We start from the raw sequence: 16,944 nt of genomic DNA, 5'->3' as shown, positions 1-16,944 counted from the left end.
TGCCGTTCCGGTCGTTTCCGGTGGCGTGGCGATCCTCTAAAACGTCCTCATTCCGATTGCAAGCGATTTCGTTTCGAAATTGTCATTTTTCCGCAGCAATTCATTTATGTCATTGATTATAAATGAAATTCCATAGGGACCGTTTTTGAAGCGGCGCACACCGACCTTTTTCCAGCGAGCGCGCCGATGACTGAGACTCGTTGGCTCAGGGAGTTTTCAGGCGGTTCTGGCCGCCTGCACAGTGGCGGCGCGGTCAGTGATCTCAATGCGGAACTGCGTGCCTGGGCCGGGCTTCTCGACAAGCGCTATGGTGCCGCCATGGGCAAGCACCAGTTCGCGGGCGATGACGAGGCCGAGGCCGGTACCGCCGGAGCGGGCAGACCCGCGGAAAGCGGAAAACAGGTTCTCTTTTGCTTTACGCGGCATTCCCGGCCCGTTGTCGTCGATGACGATGCTGACGACACTGCCGGCCCTTTGAGCAGCAATGGACAGATGTCGTGGCGCGGCGTTTGTCGCATCCGATTGCAGGGCCTGAACGGCGTTGCGACAGAGATTGTGTATCACCCGGAACAGTTGCTCGCCATCCGCGTCGACGGTCAGATCGGTGGGCACGCTGTCGTGAAACTCGATGCCGCTTTCCGGCTCGAGCGCCAGAATATCGCGCACATCCCTGACCAGAAGGCTTAAATGAACCGTCTTGCGTTTCGGCGCACCCTCCGTTGCCTGCCCATAGGCCAGAACTTCACCCGTATAGGCCACGGCGCGGTCGATGGTGCGCAGCAGTTTCGGGGCAAAACTGCGGACCATCGGGTCCTTGGCATCCACCAGACGGTCCGACATGAGCTGCGCGGAAGAGAGGATATTGCGCATGTCGTGGTTGATTTTCGAAACGGCGAGGCCGAGATCGACGAGGTTCTTCTGTTGACGCAGGGTTTTCTGCAGTTCCGTCTGCATGTCGGCGAGGTGACGTCCCGCAACCGACAGTTCGTCGGTTCCTTCTTCCGGCACGAAGATGCGCTCCGGATTGCCCGGATCTTCCGAGAAATGCTGCATGCCAAGCGTCAGCCGGCGTATAGGCCGGATCATGATGCGGTTGATGGAGATAAAGATGAGGCCGGCGGTGACGAGCGACAGGACGATGGAGATCAGGAACACATTGCGGGCATAGGCGAGCATGGCCGCCCGCAGCTTGTTTTCACCGAGCACCAGTTCGATGATGGTGTCACTATCGCCGACGACGTCGAAAACGCGGATGACGCGGTTGCCGCCGAACAGCAATGTGGAAAACGCATCCCGCACCGCTGCCAGCTGCGAAACATCGGAAAGATCATATTGCTCGTCCACCCCGGGCGGCGTTTCCGCCACTGCCAGCAGGCGCGAGGTGCCGTCCTTGCGCAGCGCAATAAGCTTTGCCCCGGTTGCCATCAGCGTGTCGTTCTGCACGCTTCGTGGCAATTCGGCCTGCAAGCCGTCAATCACCGCGCCGGCGGCAGCCGCCGTGTTCAGGCGGTCGCGCAGCCATGAAAGGCGCATATTGGCGACGGAAGGCACAAAGATCAGCACTTCGGCGATCATCACGAAAATGACCGTGAGCAACAGCAGGCGCCCCGAAAGACCAGCGGTCAACCCCGGCATGCAGTGCACCGGATTTTCCTCCGTGCGGTCCAAGCTGTCTACGCCTTTAGATAACACCTGGCCCTGATCCTATGCGCGCCGCCGCTTCGGTTGAACGGCTGGGTTTATATGCACGCATGATAATAGGACCTAACTGACATTTTTCCAATGCACTGCAAAATAAACGTTTTCATCGTCGCAAAAAAACAAACGCCGCCCAAAGGCGGCGTTTTAAATATAGCGGGTCTAAGGAGAAGCCGCATATCGGCTTTCTCAGAATTCCTGCCAGTCGCCATGCGCCGGCGTGGCGGCCGGCTGGGCATTGAGGGCGCGGCTGACGCTGTTCATCAATTTGCGGGCCGGAGAGGCCACGGCCGCCGCTCTGCCGGATACCGCCACAGGTCGCATCGGCTGCTCGATCCGCGTGCGGAGCGGAGCATCCTCAGCGCCAACCTTGAAGCGCGACACCAACGTCACGAGATGCCCTGCTTCATTGCTCAGCTTGTGGGTTGCGGCCGACGTTTCTTCCACCATGGCGGCATTGCGCTGTGTCACCTGGTCCATCTGGTTGATCGCCGTATTGACCTCATGCAAGCCGGTGGACTGTTCCCGCGCCGCCGTGGCAATCGAATGGATGTGGTCATTAATGGCGAGGACACGGGTCTCGATCTCGCTCAAGGCGCTACCCGTTTTCTGCACCAGCGATACGCCGCGTCCCACTTCCTGGCCGGATTTGGTGATCAGCGCCTTAATATCCTTTGCGGCAGTTGCGGAACGCTGCGCCAGTTCGCGCACTTCCTGGGCGACAACGGCAAAGCCCTTGCCCGCCTCGCCAGCGCGGGCGGCTTCCACGCCCGCATTCAGTGCCAGAAGGTTGGTCTGGAAGGCGATCTCGTCAATAACGTTGATGATCTGGCTGATCTCACGGGAAGCATGCTCGATACGATCCATGGCGGAGACGGCATCGCGCACGACATTGGCGGATTCTTCCGTCTTCTGCTTGGTCTCGGCCACCATGGTGCTGGCTTCCTGCGCACGATCAGTGGAATTGCGAACAACGGCGGTAATCTCGTCCAGAGCGGCGGAAGTTTCCTCCAGCGCTGCAGCCTGCTGTTCCGTCCGCTTCGACAGGTCGTCGGCCGCAGAGCGCAACTCGTTTGCGTTACCGCTGATGCCTTCCGTGCTGCTACGCACCTCGCGCATCGTTTCACGCAGCTTGGATAGCGTCTGGTTGACGTTGGCCTGCAGTTCGGCAAACACGCCGCGGAACTCACCGTCCATCTTTTCCGTCAGGTCGCCGCGCGCCAGACCTTCGATGACACGGCTGGTCTCGGAGACGCCATTGTCTACGCCGGTGAGCAGCGCGTTGATCGTTGCAGCGAAACGGTTGAGATTTTCGTCGCCGTAATCCTTGTTGATGCGGCGGCTGAAATCGCCTCCCGCAGCCGCATCGACGACGATGGCCATGCCAGCCTGAAGATCGTCGCTCTTGGCGCGCATGGCGGTTTCCTGCGCGTTCATGCGGCGCATTTCGAGGCCATTCTTCTTGAAGACTTCAACGGCCGCCGCCATTTCGCCGATTTCATCGTTCCGGCCGAGATAGGGCACATCCGCATCCAGATTTCCGTCCGCCACGGCGTTCATCACTTCCGAAACACTGCGGATGGGCGCGCTCAGCTGCCGCGTACCGATATAAAGACCGAAGGCCGCGCCGGCCAATATGCCGCTGCCGGTGACGATGATGACCAGCCAGAATGTCGTCGTTACAAAACCATCGATGCCGGCCTCGACGGCCTCAAGTTCGGCAATGTCATTCTTTACGACTGCATCGATTTCCGCCTGATAGGCTTTGCGGTTGGCCCGGTTTGCGTCGTTGTTGCCCTGCAGGTTGGCCGCCTGTGGGCTGGCCTCACGGGCAAGCCGCGCGGTTTCCAGGCGAAACGTCTTGAATTCCTTGAAGCGACTGGAGAGGTTATCAAAGGTCGCCTTCTGTTCCGCCGGAACGAGAGGGGTCCATGTGCCGATCAGCTTTTCCATGGCGTCGAGGTTCTTGACGATGCCATCCGCGAAGGGCGCGGCCTTTGTTATATCGGGGGCGGCATATACGCCGCGCGCCTCCATCACGACCGCGGTGACCAGCCGGTTGAGGGCCTCGCCCTTATAGGCGCGCTCCGCCGCCTTTTCATATGCGACCGTACGCACCCGGAATTCGCTGACGGCATAGATGGACAGTCCACCGATGGTGCAGGCCACGAGGCTCATCAGCCCGACAAGAAGATTGATACGACCGCGAATTCTCAATTTCATTCCCCCAACACACGCCAGCCGCACGACGAAAAACAGGAAGCTGGCATAACTTTTCGCATCACAACATTTATCAATGCTGCGTTAAGAAAGAATTTCGGATTTTACCGATTGCGCGTTGGAATCAATCTCTATTGACAGTCGGCGAAGGAGATGCCGGTGTGTTTTCCGCAAAAGGTGAACTGCGAAAACCCCTTCGGCAATTGACTTTGCTCGGCCTATGCCCTTATAAGCCGCGCACGCTCGGCCATTGAAAGCTCGCCCAGGCGGGGTTAGCCGTGCAAAAAACGAAACGCTCTTGCAAATAATTGCAAATTCAAGAAGGGCCGCACACCGCGGTATTAAATAAATGTCGAAGCGTACTTACCAACCGTCCAAGCTTGTTCGCAAGCGCCGTCATGGTTTCCGTGCCCGCATGGCTACTGCCGGCGGCCGCAAGGTTCTCGCAGCTCGCCGCGCACGCGGCCGCGCAAGTCTGTCGGCTTAATTGCCGAGCCTGTGGCCCGATGAAAGTCGCGGGCACATGAGCGAGACTAAAAAACAGCCCGGCCGGCTTAAAAACCGGTCGGAGTTTCTTGCCGTTCAGGCGGGGGAAAAACGGCGGGGAGGCACCTTTCTTCTGGAAGTGCTTGACCGGAAAACCCCGGAAACCGAACCTCGGGTCGGTTTTACCGTAACAAAAAAACAAGGCAACGCGGTCGAGCGAAATCGCATGCGCCGCCGTCTCAAGGAAGCCGTCAGGCTTTCCGCCGGGGTCGCAATGAAGCCCGGTCATGACTATGTGATTGTCGCCCGCAGGGACGTGCTCAATACGGCCTTCCCGAAACTTCAGTCTCTCCTTACCGAGCGCATTGAAGGAACGGCGAAACCGAAACGGTCCCAGGAGACCCGCTCCAGGAAAGAATGATGGAAAAGAACCGCAATTACTTCATCGCGATAGCCCTTTCGGTTGTCATCGTCCTCGCCTGGCAATTTCTTTACATGAATCCGCGCATCGAGCAGCAGCGCCGCGCCGAAGAGGCCCGCCAGGCGCAGCAGCAGACGACGCAGCAACAGCCGGCACCCGGTGCCGCACCAGGCGCAACTGTAGAAGGCGCGCCGCCCGCATCCTCCACGCAGGCCGCCGCCACGGCGACCCGTGAGGAAGCGATCGCCAAGACCCAGCGCGTCGCCATCGACACCAACGCTATCGCCGGTTCGATCAACCTGACCGGCGCCCGCTTCGATGACATCCGGCTCAAGGGCTACCATGAGACCGTCGATGACTCGAGCCCGATCATCACGCTGTTTTCGCCCTCCGACACCAAGGACGGTTACTTCACCGAGCTTGGTTATGTCGGCGCTGCCGAAGTCGGTGGCGTTCCCGGCCCGACGACGGTCTGGACGCTTGCGAGCGGCGACAAGCTGACGGAAACCACACCCGTCACGCTCACCTATACCAACGAAAAGGGCGTCGTTTTCTCCCGTACCGTGTCGATCGACCCGCATTACATGATCTCGGTCGCCGACAAGGTCGAGAACCCCGGTCAGGCGGCTATTTCTTTCGCCACCTACGGCCGCGTGACGCGCAACAACAAGCCGGCGATCCCGCCCGTCTTCGTTATCCATGAAGGCTTTCTCGGTGTCTCGGGCAAAGATGGCAGCCTGACGGAAGAGAAATACAAGGACGTTGAAGAGGCGCCGGTAACGGTTGCCAAGGCGACCGGCGGCTGGCTCGGTATCACCGACAAGTACTGGGCCGCGGCCATCGTTCCGCCGCAGACGACGCCGTTTGAAACCCGCTATTCGCATATTACGGGCAATCAGCCGAGCTATCAGGCCGATTTCAAGAGCGACACGATGACGGTCGAACCCGGCCAGTCCATCGAGCTGAAGAGCCTTGTCTTCGCCGGCGCCAAGGAAGTGCCGCTGGTCGACCGTTATGAAACCGAATATTCCATTCCGAAGTTCGACCTTCTGATCGACTGGGGCTGGTTCTACTTCATCACCAAGCCGATGTTCAAAATGATGGATTTCTTCTTCCGTTATTTTGGCAATTTCGGCGTGGCGATCCTGCTCACCACCATCGTCGTCAAGGCGCTCTTCTTCCCGCTCGCCAGCAAGCAATATGCTTCCATGGCGAACATGAAGCGCGTGCAGCCGAAGATGGAAGAACTGAAGGCCAAGCATGGCGACGACCGCATGGCCATGCAGCAGGCGATGATGCAGCTCTACAAGGAAGAGAAGATCAATCCGGTGGCCGGCTGCTGGCCGATGCTGCTGCAGATCCCGGTGTTCTTTGCGCTCTACAAGGTCATCTACGTGACCATCGAAATGCGGCATGCGCCGTTCTTCGGCTGGATTCACGACCTTTCCGCGCCCGATCCGACCTCGCTGTTCAACCTGTTCGGCCTTCTGCCCTATGACGTGCCGCACTTCCTGATGATCGGCGTCTGGCCGTTGATCATGGGCATCACCATGTTCCTGCAGATGCGCATGAACCCGACACCGCCCGATCCGACACAGGCGATGATCTTCACCTGGATGCCGCTGATCTTCACCTTCATGCTGGCTTCGTTCCCGGCTGGTCTGGTTATCTACTGGGCATGGAACAACACCTTGTCCATCAGCCAGCAGGCCCTCATCATGAAGCGCCACGGCGCCAAGATCGAACTGTTCGATAATCTCAAAGGGCTGTTCAAGCGAAAGTCGGTGCAATCGAAATGAGTGACACCGGCCCGGCAACCGAAAAGCCCCTTTTCGGGCGACCCTGGATATTCATTCGCGGCGTTCCCGCGATGAAGTTCCTGCCGCCCGAAGGCCCGCCGGAGATTGCTTTTGCCGGACGTTCGAATGTCGGCAAGTCCTCGCTCATCAATGCATTGGTGGGCCACAAGGGGCTTGCCCGCACCTCGAATACACCCGGCCGCACGCAGGAACTGAACTATTTCGTTCCGGAAGGGTATTCCGGCGAGCCGGGCGACCTGCCGCCGATGGCGCTGGTTGACATGCCCGGTTACGGCTATGCGCAGGCACCCAAGGACCATGTCGATGCCTGGACGAAGCTCGTCTTCGATTATCTGCGCGGCCGTGCAACGCTGAAGCGCGTTTACGTGCTGATCGATTCCCGCCATGGCATAAAGAAGAACGACGAAGAGGTTCTGAGCCTGCTCGACAAGGCAGCCGTATCCTATCAGGTCGTGCTGACGAAGACCGACAAGATCAAGGATGTCGGCGTTCCCCGGCTGATCGGTGAGACACTGGAGAAAATCCGCAAGCGCCCCGCCGCCTATCCGGAGGTTCTCGCCACCTCGTCGGAAAAATCCTTCGGGCTGGACAGCCTGCGCGCCGAGATCGTCAGAACCGTCTCGCTTTAAGAGGCTCGGCCCTTATCTTCAGGCGATGGTGAAAAGCAGAACGGCGGTCCACAGCATCGCCGTCAACGCCAGAAGCCGCCAGAAGCGCACCGAATGCCAGACCTCCAGAAGCATGGCGGCGAACATGCTGCCATTGCGCAGCGGTTGGGCTCTGAAGGGCAGGCCTAACCGGGCCGGATCCCTTTCAAGCAATGCGGCGACGGTCGCCTTTTCCCGATACTCGGTTTCAGCCAGATTATCCCGCCAGCGCCTGACCATGGCGGCGAACTGGCGGTCGCGTTTGACGCGTTTGGCAAGCTCCGCCATGCTTTCCGGCGGCAGCGCGCCCAGCACATATTCGCCAGCGAGCACTTCGTCCCGCAAACCGCTTTGCTTGTCTCGATCCGGTGCCGTCATAGGTCTTCAAACTCCTCGGTCGTCCAGGCAGCATCGTTTCACGATGCGCGACACGTCCCTGTCGCCCTGCTGAATAACCCCTCCCCTGCCGCAAACAAGGCTGGTCCGATTGGTGCTTTATGTCAATCTTATTACGCGCTTTGAGCCGCCCAAAAACAGAATTTTACCAGGGGCCGACACAATGTGGCCCGGAGGTTATTTCATTCGTCAAAAGCAGACATCCGCCTGTCCTTGCAAACGCGCCGGCATGTCCGATCCATGCATCCTGCACTGCAAAAATCGATTCCGATTTCTGCACCGATGCTGTAGAGCGATGAAAGGCTCTTTTGGGCCGCAACCACAGACCGAGGTTTTTCCATGACTTCTTCCGAAAGCGAAACTCAGGCGCGGCTGCTTGCACAGGCTCTGCCCTTCATGCAGAAATATGAGAACAAGACCATCGTCGTAAAATATGGTGGTCACGCCATGGGGGATTCGACACTCGGCAAGGCTTTCGCGGAAGATATCGCCCTGTTGAAGCAGTCCGGCATCAACCCCATCGTCGTCCATGGCGGCGGCCCGCAGATCGGCGCGATGCTGACCAAGATGGGCATCGAATCGAAATTCGAAGGCGGCCTTCGTGTCACAGACGCCAAGACGGTCGAGATTGTCGAAATGGTTCTGGCCGGTTCGATCAACAAGGAAATCGTCGCGCTCATCAACCAGACGGGCGAATGGGCGATCGGCCTGTGCGGCAAGGACGGCAACATGGTCTTCGCCGAAAAGGCGAAAAAGACCGTCATCGATCCCGACAGCAATATCGAGCGTGTTCTCGATCTCGGTTTCGTCGGAGAAGTCGTGGAAGTTGACCGCACACTGCTCGACCTGCTCGCCAAGTCGGAAATGATCCCGGTCATCGCCCCCGTCGCTCCCGGCCGAGATGGCGCTACCTACAACATCAACGCGGATACCTTTGCCGGGGCCATTGCCGGCGCGCTCAATGCGACGCGACTGCTGTTCCTGACCGATGTGCCGGGCGTTCTTGATCGCAACAAGGAACTCATCAAGGAACTGACGGTTTCGCAGGCACGCGCGCTCATCAAGGACGGCACGATTTCCGGCGGCATGATCCCGAAGGTCGAGACATGCATCGAGGCCATCAAGGCCGGCGTGCAGGGCGTGGTAATCCTCAACGGCAAGACCCCGCATTCCGTGCTTCTGGAAATCTTCACGGAAGGCGCCGGCACGCTGATCGTGCCCTGATGCGATTTAATGTGGCGGACGGCCAGCCTGTCCGCCACAAACGAGGTTTCAGCCGAACACCAGAAGCGACAGCACACCGACGACAATCAGCAGGCAGCCGGAAAGTTCGAGCCTGTTGATCTTTTCCTTGAAGAACAGCACTGTCGAGGCGAAGGCGAAAAGCATTTCCACCTGCGCCAGCGCCTTGACCACGGCGGCCTGTTGCAAGGTCATCGCCGTGAACCAGCCGAAAGACGCCGTGGCACCCACGAAACCGACCGCAAGCGACGGTTTCCACGCCTTTGCAATGCGCCGCAATTCGTCCCTCTGCCGCCAGACGATCCACAAGAACATCGACACCGTCTGCATCACGATAACGATGACGAGGGTATAGCCCGCCTGCACCACCGCATCCGGCGTTGGCAGGCTGGGCGCGAGGGACAGCGATGCCGAACGATAGGCAACCGATGACAGGCCAAAAAATGCGCCCGAAGCGAGGCCTATACCAGCGGTGCGGCTGAAGATGGAGGTGAGAATGGAAGCAGGGGTCACTTCCGTGCGCGCAACCGAAATCAGCATGACGCCGGCGACCGAGACGGCGATAGCCACCAATGTCCCGCCATTGACACTTTCACCGATAAAAATAAGCGCAAACAGCGCTGCCTGCGCTGGCTCCGTGCGGGAATAAGCCGTCCCGACAGCAAAATTGCGGAAGGAAAACAGGTGGACCAGCAGGAAGGTGGCGGCGATCTGCGCCATGGCTCCGACCGTTGCCCATACAGTGAAAGACATGTTCGGCACCGGCAGCGGCCGGCCTAAACCGAGATGCAGAAAGGCGAGATAGGCGAGAGCAAAAGGCATCCCGAACAGGAAGCGCACGAAGGTTGCGCCCGTAGTGCCCATCATGCCCTTGAGGTGCTTTTGCAGGGTCGAGCGCAGGTTCTGCAAGAACGCGCTTGCGAAGGTTATGCCTATCCAGAGTTCCATGCCCTTGGCGGTATCATGCGCTGCAGGCCCCAGCCAAGTCCGATTTTCTCAGCAATCGTCGTCTTTTCGATTTTCTTCGGCATTCGAAACGGGCATAAAGCAGGCCATGGACACAAAGCCGAAAAACCTGCCCGATGCCGCCGATTTCGCCCATGTGAGCGAATGGGTCTTCGATCTCGACAACACGCTCTATCCGCATCACGTCAATCTGTTTTCCCAGATCGACCGCAACATGACGGCCTATGTGGCGGAGCTTTTAAAGCTCGATCCGGAAGAGGCTCGAGTGCTGCAGAAGCGTTATTACCATGATCATGGCACCACGCTTCAGGGGCTGATGATCAATTACGGCATTAGTCCGGACGAGTTTCTGGAACGCGCGCATGCCATCGATTATTCGGCGCTGCAACCGCATCCGGAACTTGGCGAGGCAATCAAGGCGCTGCCTGGCCGCAAGTTCATCCTGACCAATGGCAGCGTCAAGCATGCACAGGCGGCCGCCGGCGCACTCGGCATTCTCGACCAGTTCGAGGATATTTTCGATATCGTTGCTGCGGGTTATCTGCCGAAGCCGGCCAGCGCGACCTATGAGAAGTTCGCAGCACTTGCGAAACTCGACACGAAAAAAGCAGCCATGTTCGAAGACCTGCCGCGCAATCTTGCGGCTCCCAAGGCGCTCGGCATGAAGACCGTGCTGCTCGTTCCCTCCAATCTCGAGGGTGTCATCATGGAGCGCTGGGAAATTCCCGTCGAGACCGATGCGCATATCGACTACATCACCGACAATCTGACCGGCTTCCTGACGCGAACAATCGCCGGCTGACCGCGGTAGCGGAGTTACATCGCAACATTACCGAAGCTTCATCCACCTTACCGATGTTTAAGTGGTGAGGCTCGGTGGAGGTCACTATCTTTTCTTCAGGGACACCAAAGAAAGGTAATGACGATGATGACCACGCGAAAAATCGCCCTCTCTGCTCTTGGCGCAGCCCTTGTGCTCAGCACGGCCGCGACGGCCAGTTTTGCCGCACCCGGCAAAGGCCACAAGGATCGCATGCCGATCCGCCAGGAAGTTGCCTTCGTTCACCTCTTGAAGATTGCCGATACCAACAAGGACGGCAAGATTTCGAAGGAGGAATTCGCCACACGGCAGGATGCGCTTTTCACCGAGATCGACAAGGACAAGGACGGTTCGATCACGCCGAAGGAAATGCGTGAGTATCGCCAGGCGAAAATGGAAGCTTTCCGCGCCGCCAATCCGCGCCCCGAGCGTGAGAATGCCAAAGCCGACGAAGGCAAAGGCCCCGAAGGCAAGCGCGCCGAACGCGAACATGGCGGCCGTTCCGGTCATCAGGGCTGGGGCAAGCATGGCGGCAAGGGTGCAGGCCTGGGGATGCTTCGCTGGGCCGATACCGACGAGAACGGTCAGGTCAGCAAGGCCGAATTCACCGCAGCCGGCGAGAAAATGTTCGAACGGCTGGACAAGAACAAGGACGGCGTCATCTCCATTGATGACATGCCGGACCGCCCGTTCCTTTGATCCGATAATGATAAAGCCCGCTCAAAAGGCGGGCTTTTATCTTTGTTTTGTCGCATCTCCGGACGTAAAACCGCTATGCGCTTTTACTGGAAATGCTTCAACTGTTTGTTTTTACGCATTTCCGGACGGAAAACCGCTACGCACTTTTCCTGGAAATGCTCTAGTGCAGGCTGACGGTTTTGAGATCGTCTTCAGCCGCCTTGAAGAACGTGCTGGAACGGTTATCGGTCAGGAGGATCGGCGTGCCATCCGCGCCAAACAGCGCCCAGAGATCCAGCTGCGGATCGAGATCAGGCGCTTCCGGGAAACAGCGGCTGACGTCTTCCGCACGGATCTTGCGGATATATCCCACTTCTCCCTCGCCGATATGGGCGAGCTGGGACCGGGTGAGACGCGCATGCGCTTCTTTTAAAAGCATATTTCAGCCTCCTTCTTCACGCCGAGAGATTCATGTCCGATTCCGGCGTTCACGTTCTACTCTGAGACGGAAATATTAATTTTCTTTACCACGTTCGAAATTTCAGGCCGCACCAGATCGATGGAAAGGAGGCCGTTGCGCATGCGAGCTTCCCTGACCTGCATGCCATCGGCAAGCACGAAGACCCGCTGGAACTGGCGCGCCGCGATACCCCTATAGAGAAAATCGCGCTTTTCCTGCTCCTGCTGGCGACCGCGAATGACAAGCTGGTTGTCGGCCGTCGTCACATCCAGATCGTCCTGCGAGAACCCGGCAACCGCGATGGTGATACGCAGCCGCTCCGGCACGTCTTCGCCGCCGGGTAGTCGTTCGATATTATAGGGGGGGTAGCCGTCATTGGCCTTCGCCATACGCTCCAGCGTTTTTTCCATGGCATCAAAACCCAGCAGAAGCGGGTGGGTGAATGGCGTCATGCGGCTCATATCTTTTCTGTCCTTGCAACCAAGCGACGTTTCCCGGTCCCGCTTTCGGCAACCTTGCCGGTTAATCGCACCGGCTGAAACAATATGGGAAGCCAAGCCGCGATGCGCAAGACGGACAGCCGACGCAATGGCAGGTCCCGAGGAATGAGGCTTGACAAGTGAGTATCCGCCGCTCGAAAAAAGCACTCATCTCAACGGCGGGCAAGACATGGCAGAACGCAGAAAAATCATCATCGACACCGATCCGGGCCAGGACGACGCAGCGGCAATCATGCTCGCTTTCGCAAGCCCTGATGAAATCGACATTCTCGGATTGTGCGCCGTTGCCGGCAACGTCCCGCTGAAACTGACCAGCCGTAATATCCGCATCATCTGCGAATTATGCAACCGCACCGATATTCCCGTTTATGAGGGCGCGGAAAAGCCGCTGGTGCGAAAGCCCATCACCGCCGAGCATGTTCACGGCAGCACCGGTCTCGACGGCCCTGATCTCGATGAGCCGACAATGGAGGCGCAGAAGCAGCACGCGGTCGATTTCATCATCGAAACGCTGATGCGGGAACCCGCGGGCACGGTGACGCTCTGCACGCTCGGCGCGCTCACCAATGTGGCGCTGGCGCTGCTGAAAGCGCCTGAGATCGCCGACCGCATCAAGGAACTGGTGATGATGGGCGGCGGCTTCTTCGAGGGCGGCAACATCACGCCCGCGGCCGAATTCAACATCTATGTCGATCCGCAGGCAGCCGATATCGTCTTCCGTGCCGGTATTCCTGTTGTCATGATGCCGCTCGACGTTACCCATAAGCTCCTGACCACCAAGGCGCGGGTCAGCCGCATTCGTGACATCGGCACACGTCCGGCCATCGCCATGGCGGAAATGCTGGAATTCTTCGAACGTTTCGACATCGAGAAATACGGTTCGGACGGCGGCCCGCTGCACGATCCGTCCGTTATTGCCTATCTCATCAGACCCGAGCTGTTTCAGGGTCGCGAGTGCAACGTCGAAATCGAGGCCACTTCCGAACTGACCATGGGCATGACGGTGGTGGACTGGTGGCATGTGACCGAGCGTCCCGCCAATGCCCGTGTCATGCGCACTGTGGACGCGGACGGTTTCTTCGAATTGCTGACGGAACGTTTTGCCCGGCTCTGAACGGAACGCGGGCATGAAAAAAGGGCCGCTGGTATCGCCAGCGGCCCTTTTTATTTGAAGTGGGAAAACCCTTCAGAATTCCGTCCAGTCATCCTGCGCCAGTGCGTTTGCACCGCTGGTTCTTGGGCGGGGACGCGATGCCGTCGAGCGGGCCGGTGCTGCGGCCAGAGCCGAGGGGGCACGCATGGCAGCAGCCGCGGAGCGCAACTGCTGGCTGGGTTGACCACCGGACACGGCGAAACCGGCAACAAGCGATTTCAACGTTTCGGCCTCGCCATTCAGCGTCACGCTGGCCGCCGTGGTTTCTTCCACCATCGCCGCATTCTGCTGGGTGACCTGATCCATCTGGGTAACGGCAGAATTGATTTCCTTCAGACCTACCGCCTGTTCGCTGGCGGAAGCGGAAATCTGCCGTATCAGCTGGTTGATCTGCAAAACCTGATCGGCGATATTCTTCATCGTCTCACCGGCCTTGCCAACCAGCTGGACGCCCTCGCCCACCTGCCTTGCCGAGGTGTTGATCAGTCCCTTGATCTCCTTGGCGGCGGTTGCAGACCGTTGCGCCAGTTCGCGCACTTCCTGCGCGACTACCGCAAAGCCCTTACCGGCATCACCCGCACGGGCCGCTTCCACACCGGCATTCAACGCCAGAAGGTTGGTCTGGAAGGCGATCTCATCAATCACCCCGATGATGCGGGAAATTTCCGCCGAGGATTGCGCGATGCCCTGCATGGAGTTGACGGCCTGCTGTACCACTTCGCCCGACGTGCCGGCATCATCGCAGGCATGGCTGACGGCTCCGGCGGCCTGCGCGGCATTTTCCGCGCTGGAATTGACCTGCGCTGTCAGCTGGTTGAGGGCGGCTGCGGTTTCTTCCAGACTTGCGGCCTGCTGTTCCGTGCGGTGCGAAAGGTCACTGGCGGCGCGGGTGATCTCACCGGTGCCATTGCCGATGGTGACAACCGTCGCATTGACCGTGGAGACGGTTTCCTCGAGGCTTGCCAGCGCCGAGTTGAAATCGCTACGTAGTTTCGCATAGTCGCCGGGGAACTCGTCCTCAATCCGGTAGGTCAGGTTGCCCTGCGAAAGCGCGTTGAGACCGGAGCCAAGCACGCTGACGATATGCTGCTGCATGCGGCTGTTCTCCGTGCGCTCGGATTCCGATCGCTGACGCGCCGTTTCCGCATCACCACGCTGGACAGCGGCATCCGCTTCCATTTCACGAATGCCGGCGAGTTTTGCGCGGAAGCCTTCCAGCGCGGTGGCCACGGCCCCCGTTTCATCCCTGCGGTCCTGCCCGGATACCGGCGCATCGTAACGGCCTTCGCTCAGCGTCCGAACATCCTTGACCAGCGAGGCGAGCGGGTTGCCGACGAAGTGACGCACGGCGAAATAAAGCGCGGTGATGACGGCGGCGAGAATGACGAGCGCACCGATGATCATCATGTAGGTCTGCTCTTCCACCGGCGCGTTCAGTGCCTGATGCGGAATATCCACCAGCACGACCCAGGTGGCGTTGAGGCCGGGAACCGCGAAGGGATAGACGAGGCGGTTATAGGGCGCGTCGGTATCGAGGCCGAGATTTTCAATGAGACCCTGCTTGCCGGAAGCGAGCGCCGCCTGAACAGCGCTGACGCCGTCTCCGTCATAGGCCTTCATATTCTGCTCGGGCGTCGGCGGCACCAGCCACTGGCCGCCCTGCGACACGAGCGTCACGCGGCCGGTCTCGAAAGGACGCAGCGCCTGCAGCTTCTGCGACAGCGCGGCAAGAGAAATATCGACGCCGGCGACGCCGATCATCTTGCCGTCCGACATGACGGGATAGGCAAGCGAGGTCATGGTCGTGGGCACTTCCGTGCCCTGCGCGAGATAGGGCTGGGTGATGGCGCCCTTGCCCGTCTTGGCGGCAAGCGCCCACCATTCAGCGGCGTAGTCATTATCGAAAGTCGAGAACTGGATGTCACCCTTCTGGGTCTTCGACCAATAGGGGGCGAAGACGCCATTTTTATTGGTGCCGAGATCGAGCCTGTTGGCAATCTCGGTGCTCTGGCCGTCGAAAAGGCCGAGCTGCTCGCAGAACCAGCTTCCGAAAGCGAAAGTATTCTGTTCGACATTGGCCTTGAGGATGTTGACGATGCCGGGGCGATCCATCGATTTCGCCTGATGCGCGCGGCCGATGACACCGGCCATGGAGCGCGCGGCGCTGCCGAGTTCGCCCACATCGGCGGCGATGACGTTGGCGATGGCGCGCGCCTCGGTATTCGCCTGATCCATAGTCAGCGCATGCACACGGTCGCTGGTCTGGGAAATGAGGAAGGAATTCGATGCGACCAAGACCGTGGTGATGGCACAGCCGGTTACGAGAATAAGCTTGGTCGCAAGCGACTTCACTTTGAAATTGAACATTTTGGCCTCGATCAAATCGTCTGCCGGGAGGCTGACGTCAACGGATGATAAATCTCCGTCATGGAGGCCCGTCCACATGGACAGTGCGCTGCAGCGCGACGAGGCAAAATTAGAGTATCTTTGCTAATTAAGCCCTAAAATTACTTCGTCGCACCAAGCAGAAATCAGTGTTCGTAGTGGTCCGAGATGATTTTCCACGCGTCATCCGCCGTTTCAGCGAAATTCAGCAGCTTCATATCTTCCGGCGCGATGGTGCCGAAATCCGCCAGAAACTCGAAATTGATCACGGATCGCCAGAATTTCTCTCCAAACAGGATAAGCGGAATCGGCTCCATACGTTTGGTCTGAATGAGGGTCAGCGCTTCGAAAAGTTCATCCAGCGTGCCGAAACCGCCGGGGAAAATTACCACGGCCTTCGCCCGCATCAGAAAATGCATCTTGCGGATGGCGAAATAGTGGAAGTTGAAGCTCAGCTCCGGCGTAACATAGGGGTTGGGCGCCTGCTCGTGCGGCAGAACGATGTTAAGGCCGATCGACGGGCCGCCCACATCGGCAGCACCGCGATTGCCCGCTTCCATGACACCGGGACCGCCGCCGGTGACCACGACATATTCGAGATGATCGGATTTCGCGCCGTAGTCGGTGCAAATCCGGGCGAATTTGCGCGCCTCATCGTAATAGACCGATGATTGTTCGAGATTGTGCTTCTGCGTCTCGTTACGCGCCGCCCAGGCCTCGCCGCCGGGTTCGGGAATGCGGGCACCGCCAAACATGACGACGGTGGATTTGATCCCACGCTCGGTGAGCGCCATTTCCGTCTTCAGAAGTTCCAGCTGCAGTCGGACGGGGCGCAATTCCTCACGGCAGAGGAAATCCATGTCCACATAGGCAAGCCGGTAGGACGGAGAGTCCGACTGCGGCGTCTTTTGAACGACCTCGGCCTGCTGCTTGTCCGCAGAGCTGCGTTTCAGGGGATCCCACACCCCGTCCTTACGCCGCAATTTGCCATTTTTCAGTCGTGTCATTTCCATGCCTTTCGTCTGACGCGCCAAATCACCCAAATCACATTG

Annotated in this window: 16 protein-coding genes; 8 read left to right on the top strand and 8 right to left on the bottom strand. The window is 58.9% G+C overall.

Features of this window, described 5'->3' with window-relative positions; genetic code table 11:
• Positions 1-216: 216 nt before the first annotated feature.
• On the bottom strand, positions 217-1,635 hold the full coding sequence (locus FCH38_RS14445) for a sensor histidine kinase (protein WP_153515172.1): 1,419 nt from the start codon (positions 1,633-1,635) through the stop codon (positions 217-219).
• A gap of 252 nt (positions 1,636-1,887) precedes the next feature.
• Positions 1,888-3,915: a methyl-accepting chemotaxis protein gene (locus FCH38_RS14440; protein ID WP_153515356.1), complete on the bottom strand. Its 2,028-nt coding sequence runs from the start codon at positions 3,913-3,915 to the stop codon at positions 1,888-1,890.
• A 352-nt stretch (positions 3,916-4,267) separates the two neighbouring features.
• On the opposite strand from FCH38_RS14440, the gene rpmH reads away from it, so the two are divergent.
• From rpmH to yihA, 4 genes are read left to right on the top strand one after another with little or no spacing between them, the layout of a single operon-like run.
• Positions 4,268-4,405 carry a 50S ribosomal protein L34 gene (gene rpmH, locus FCH38_RS14435; protein ID WP_052675362.1) on the top strand — a complete coding sequence of 46 codons (138 nt, stop codon included), beginning with the start codon at positions 4,268-4,270 and terminating at the stop codon, positions 4,403-4,405.
• Positions 4,406-4,441: 36 nt separating this feature from the next.
• Positions 4,442-4,825 (top strand): ribonuclease P protein component, encoded by a 384-nt coding sequence (gene rnpA / locus FCH38_RS14430; RefSeq protein ID WP_174374203.1) that lies wholly within the window; start codon positions 4,442-4,444, stop codon positions 4,823-4,825.
• Complete coding sequence (yidC, locus tag FCH38_RS14425) at positions 4,825-6,624, top strand: membrane protein insertase YidC (protein ID WP_174374163.1); 1,800 nt, start codon at positions 4,825-4,827, stop codon at positions 6,622-6,624. Before rnpA ends, yidC begins: the two co-directional genes overlap by 1 nt.
• On the top strand, positions 6,621-7,274 hold the full coding sequence (gene yihA / locus FCH38_RS14420) for a ribosome biogenesis GTP-binding protein YihA/YsxC (RefSeq protein WP_142840946.1): 654 nt from the start codon (positions 6,621-6,623) through the stop codon (positions 7,272-7,274). The genes yidC and yihA overlap by 4 nt, the downstream gene beginning before the upstream one ends.
• An 18-nt stretch (positions 7,275-7,292) precedes the next feature.
• Here the strand turns inward: yihA and FCH38_RS14415 are convergent, their stop codons facing one another.
• Positions 7,293-7,670 carry a hypothetical protein gene (locus FCH38_RS14415; protein ID WP_149898438.1) on the bottom strand — a complete coding sequence of 126 codons (378 nt, stop codon included), beginning with the start codon at positions 7,668-7,670 and terminating at the stop codon, positions 7,293-7,295.
• Between the two features lie 357 nt (positions 7,671-8,027).
• Between FCH38_RS14415 and argB the strand changes: the two genes are divergently transcribed.
• Positions 8,028-8,912: an acetylglutamate kinase gene (gene argB / locus FCH38_RS14410; RefSeq protein WP_052820274.1), complete on the top strand. Its 885-nt coding sequence runs from the start codon at positions 8,028-8,030 to the stop codon at positions 8,910-8,912.
• A 48-nt stretch (positions 8,913-8,960) separates the two neighbouring features.
• Here the strand turns inward: argB and FCH38_RS14405 are convergent, their stop codons facing one another.
• A complete protein-coding gene (locus FCH38_RS14405) occupies positions 8,961-9,878 on the bottom strand; it encodes a DMT family transporter (protein WP_149898436.1) in 918 nt (305 codons plus the stop codon).
• A gap of 106 nt (positions 9,879-9,984) precedes the next feature.
• Between FCH38_RS14405 and FCH38_RS14400 the strand changes: the two genes are divergently transcribed.
• Together FCH38_RS14400 and FCH38_RS14395 are read left to right on the top strand one after the other, a co-directional pair.
• Positions 9,985-10,698 carry a pyrimidine 5'-nucleotidase gene (locus FCH38_RS14400; RefSeq protein ID WP_149898435.1) on the top strand — a complete coding sequence of 238 codons (714 nt, stop codon included), beginning with the start codon at positions 9,985-9,987 and terminating at the stop codon, positions 10,696-10,698.
• 126 nt (positions 10,699-10,824) lie between these two features.
• A complete protein-coding gene (locus FCH38_RS14395; protein ID WP_423753171.1) occupies positions 10,825-11,415 on the top strand; it encodes an EF-hand domain-containing protein in 591 nt (196 codons plus the stop codon).
• Positions 11,416-11,575: 160 nt separating this feature from the next.
• On the opposite strand, the gene FCH38_RS14390 is transcribed toward FCH38_RS14395, so the two are convergent.
• Complete coding sequence (locus FCH38_RS14390; RefSeq protein WP_003493591.1) at positions 11,576-11,833, bottom strand: DUF1150 family protein; 258 nt, start codon at positions 11,831-11,833, stop codon at positions 11,576-11,578.
• A gap of 56 nt (positions 11,834-11,889) precedes the next feature.
• A complete protein-coding gene (locus tag FCH38_RS14385; protein ID WP_153515177.1) occupies positions 11,890-12,315 on the bottom strand; it encodes an Hsp20 family protein in 426 nt (141 codons plus the stop codon).
• 208 nt (positions 12,316-12,523) lie between these two features.
• Here FCH38_RS14385 and FCH38_RS14380 point away from each other — a divergent pair, with 208 nt between their 5' ends.
• Positions 12,524-13,468, top strand: a complete 945-nt coding sequence (locus FCH38_RS14380; RefSeq protein ID WP_174374161.1) for a nucleoside hydrolase — start codon at positions 12,524-12,526, stop codon at positions 13,466-13,468.
• Positions 13,469-13,540: 72 nt separating this feature from the next.
• Here the strand turns inward: FCH38_RS14380 and FCH38_RS14375 are convergent, their stop codons facing one another.
• Both FCH38_RS14375 and FCH38_RS14370 read right to left on the bottom strand, forming a co-directional pair.
• Positions 13,541-15,874 carry a methyl-accepting chemotaxis protein gene (locus FCH38_RS14375; protein WP_174374160.1) on the bottom strand — a complete coding sequence of 778 codons (2,334 nt, stop codon included), beginning with the start codon at positions 15,872-15,874 and terminating at the stop codon, positions 13,541-13,543.
• 164 nt (positions 15,875-16,038) lie between these two features.
• The gene (locus FCH38_RS14370; protein ID WP_174374159.1) at positions 16,039-16,905 is read right to left on the bottom strand and encodes an LOG family protein; all 867 of its coding nucleotides are present in this window, start codon (positions 16,903-16,905) and stop codon (positions 16,039-16,041) included.
• Positions 16,906-16,944: the final 39 nt, after the last annotated feature.

Origin of the sequence: Agrobacterium tumefaciens, from assembly GCF_013337285.1 — a bacterium.
GTDB lineage: Bacteria > Pseudomonadota > Alphaproteobacteria > Rhizobiales > Rhizobiaceae > Agrobacterium > Agrobacterium burrii.
The sequence above is the reverse complement of the archived record's forward strand: the minus strand, read 5'-3'. Positions and strand labels throughout refer to the sequence as shown.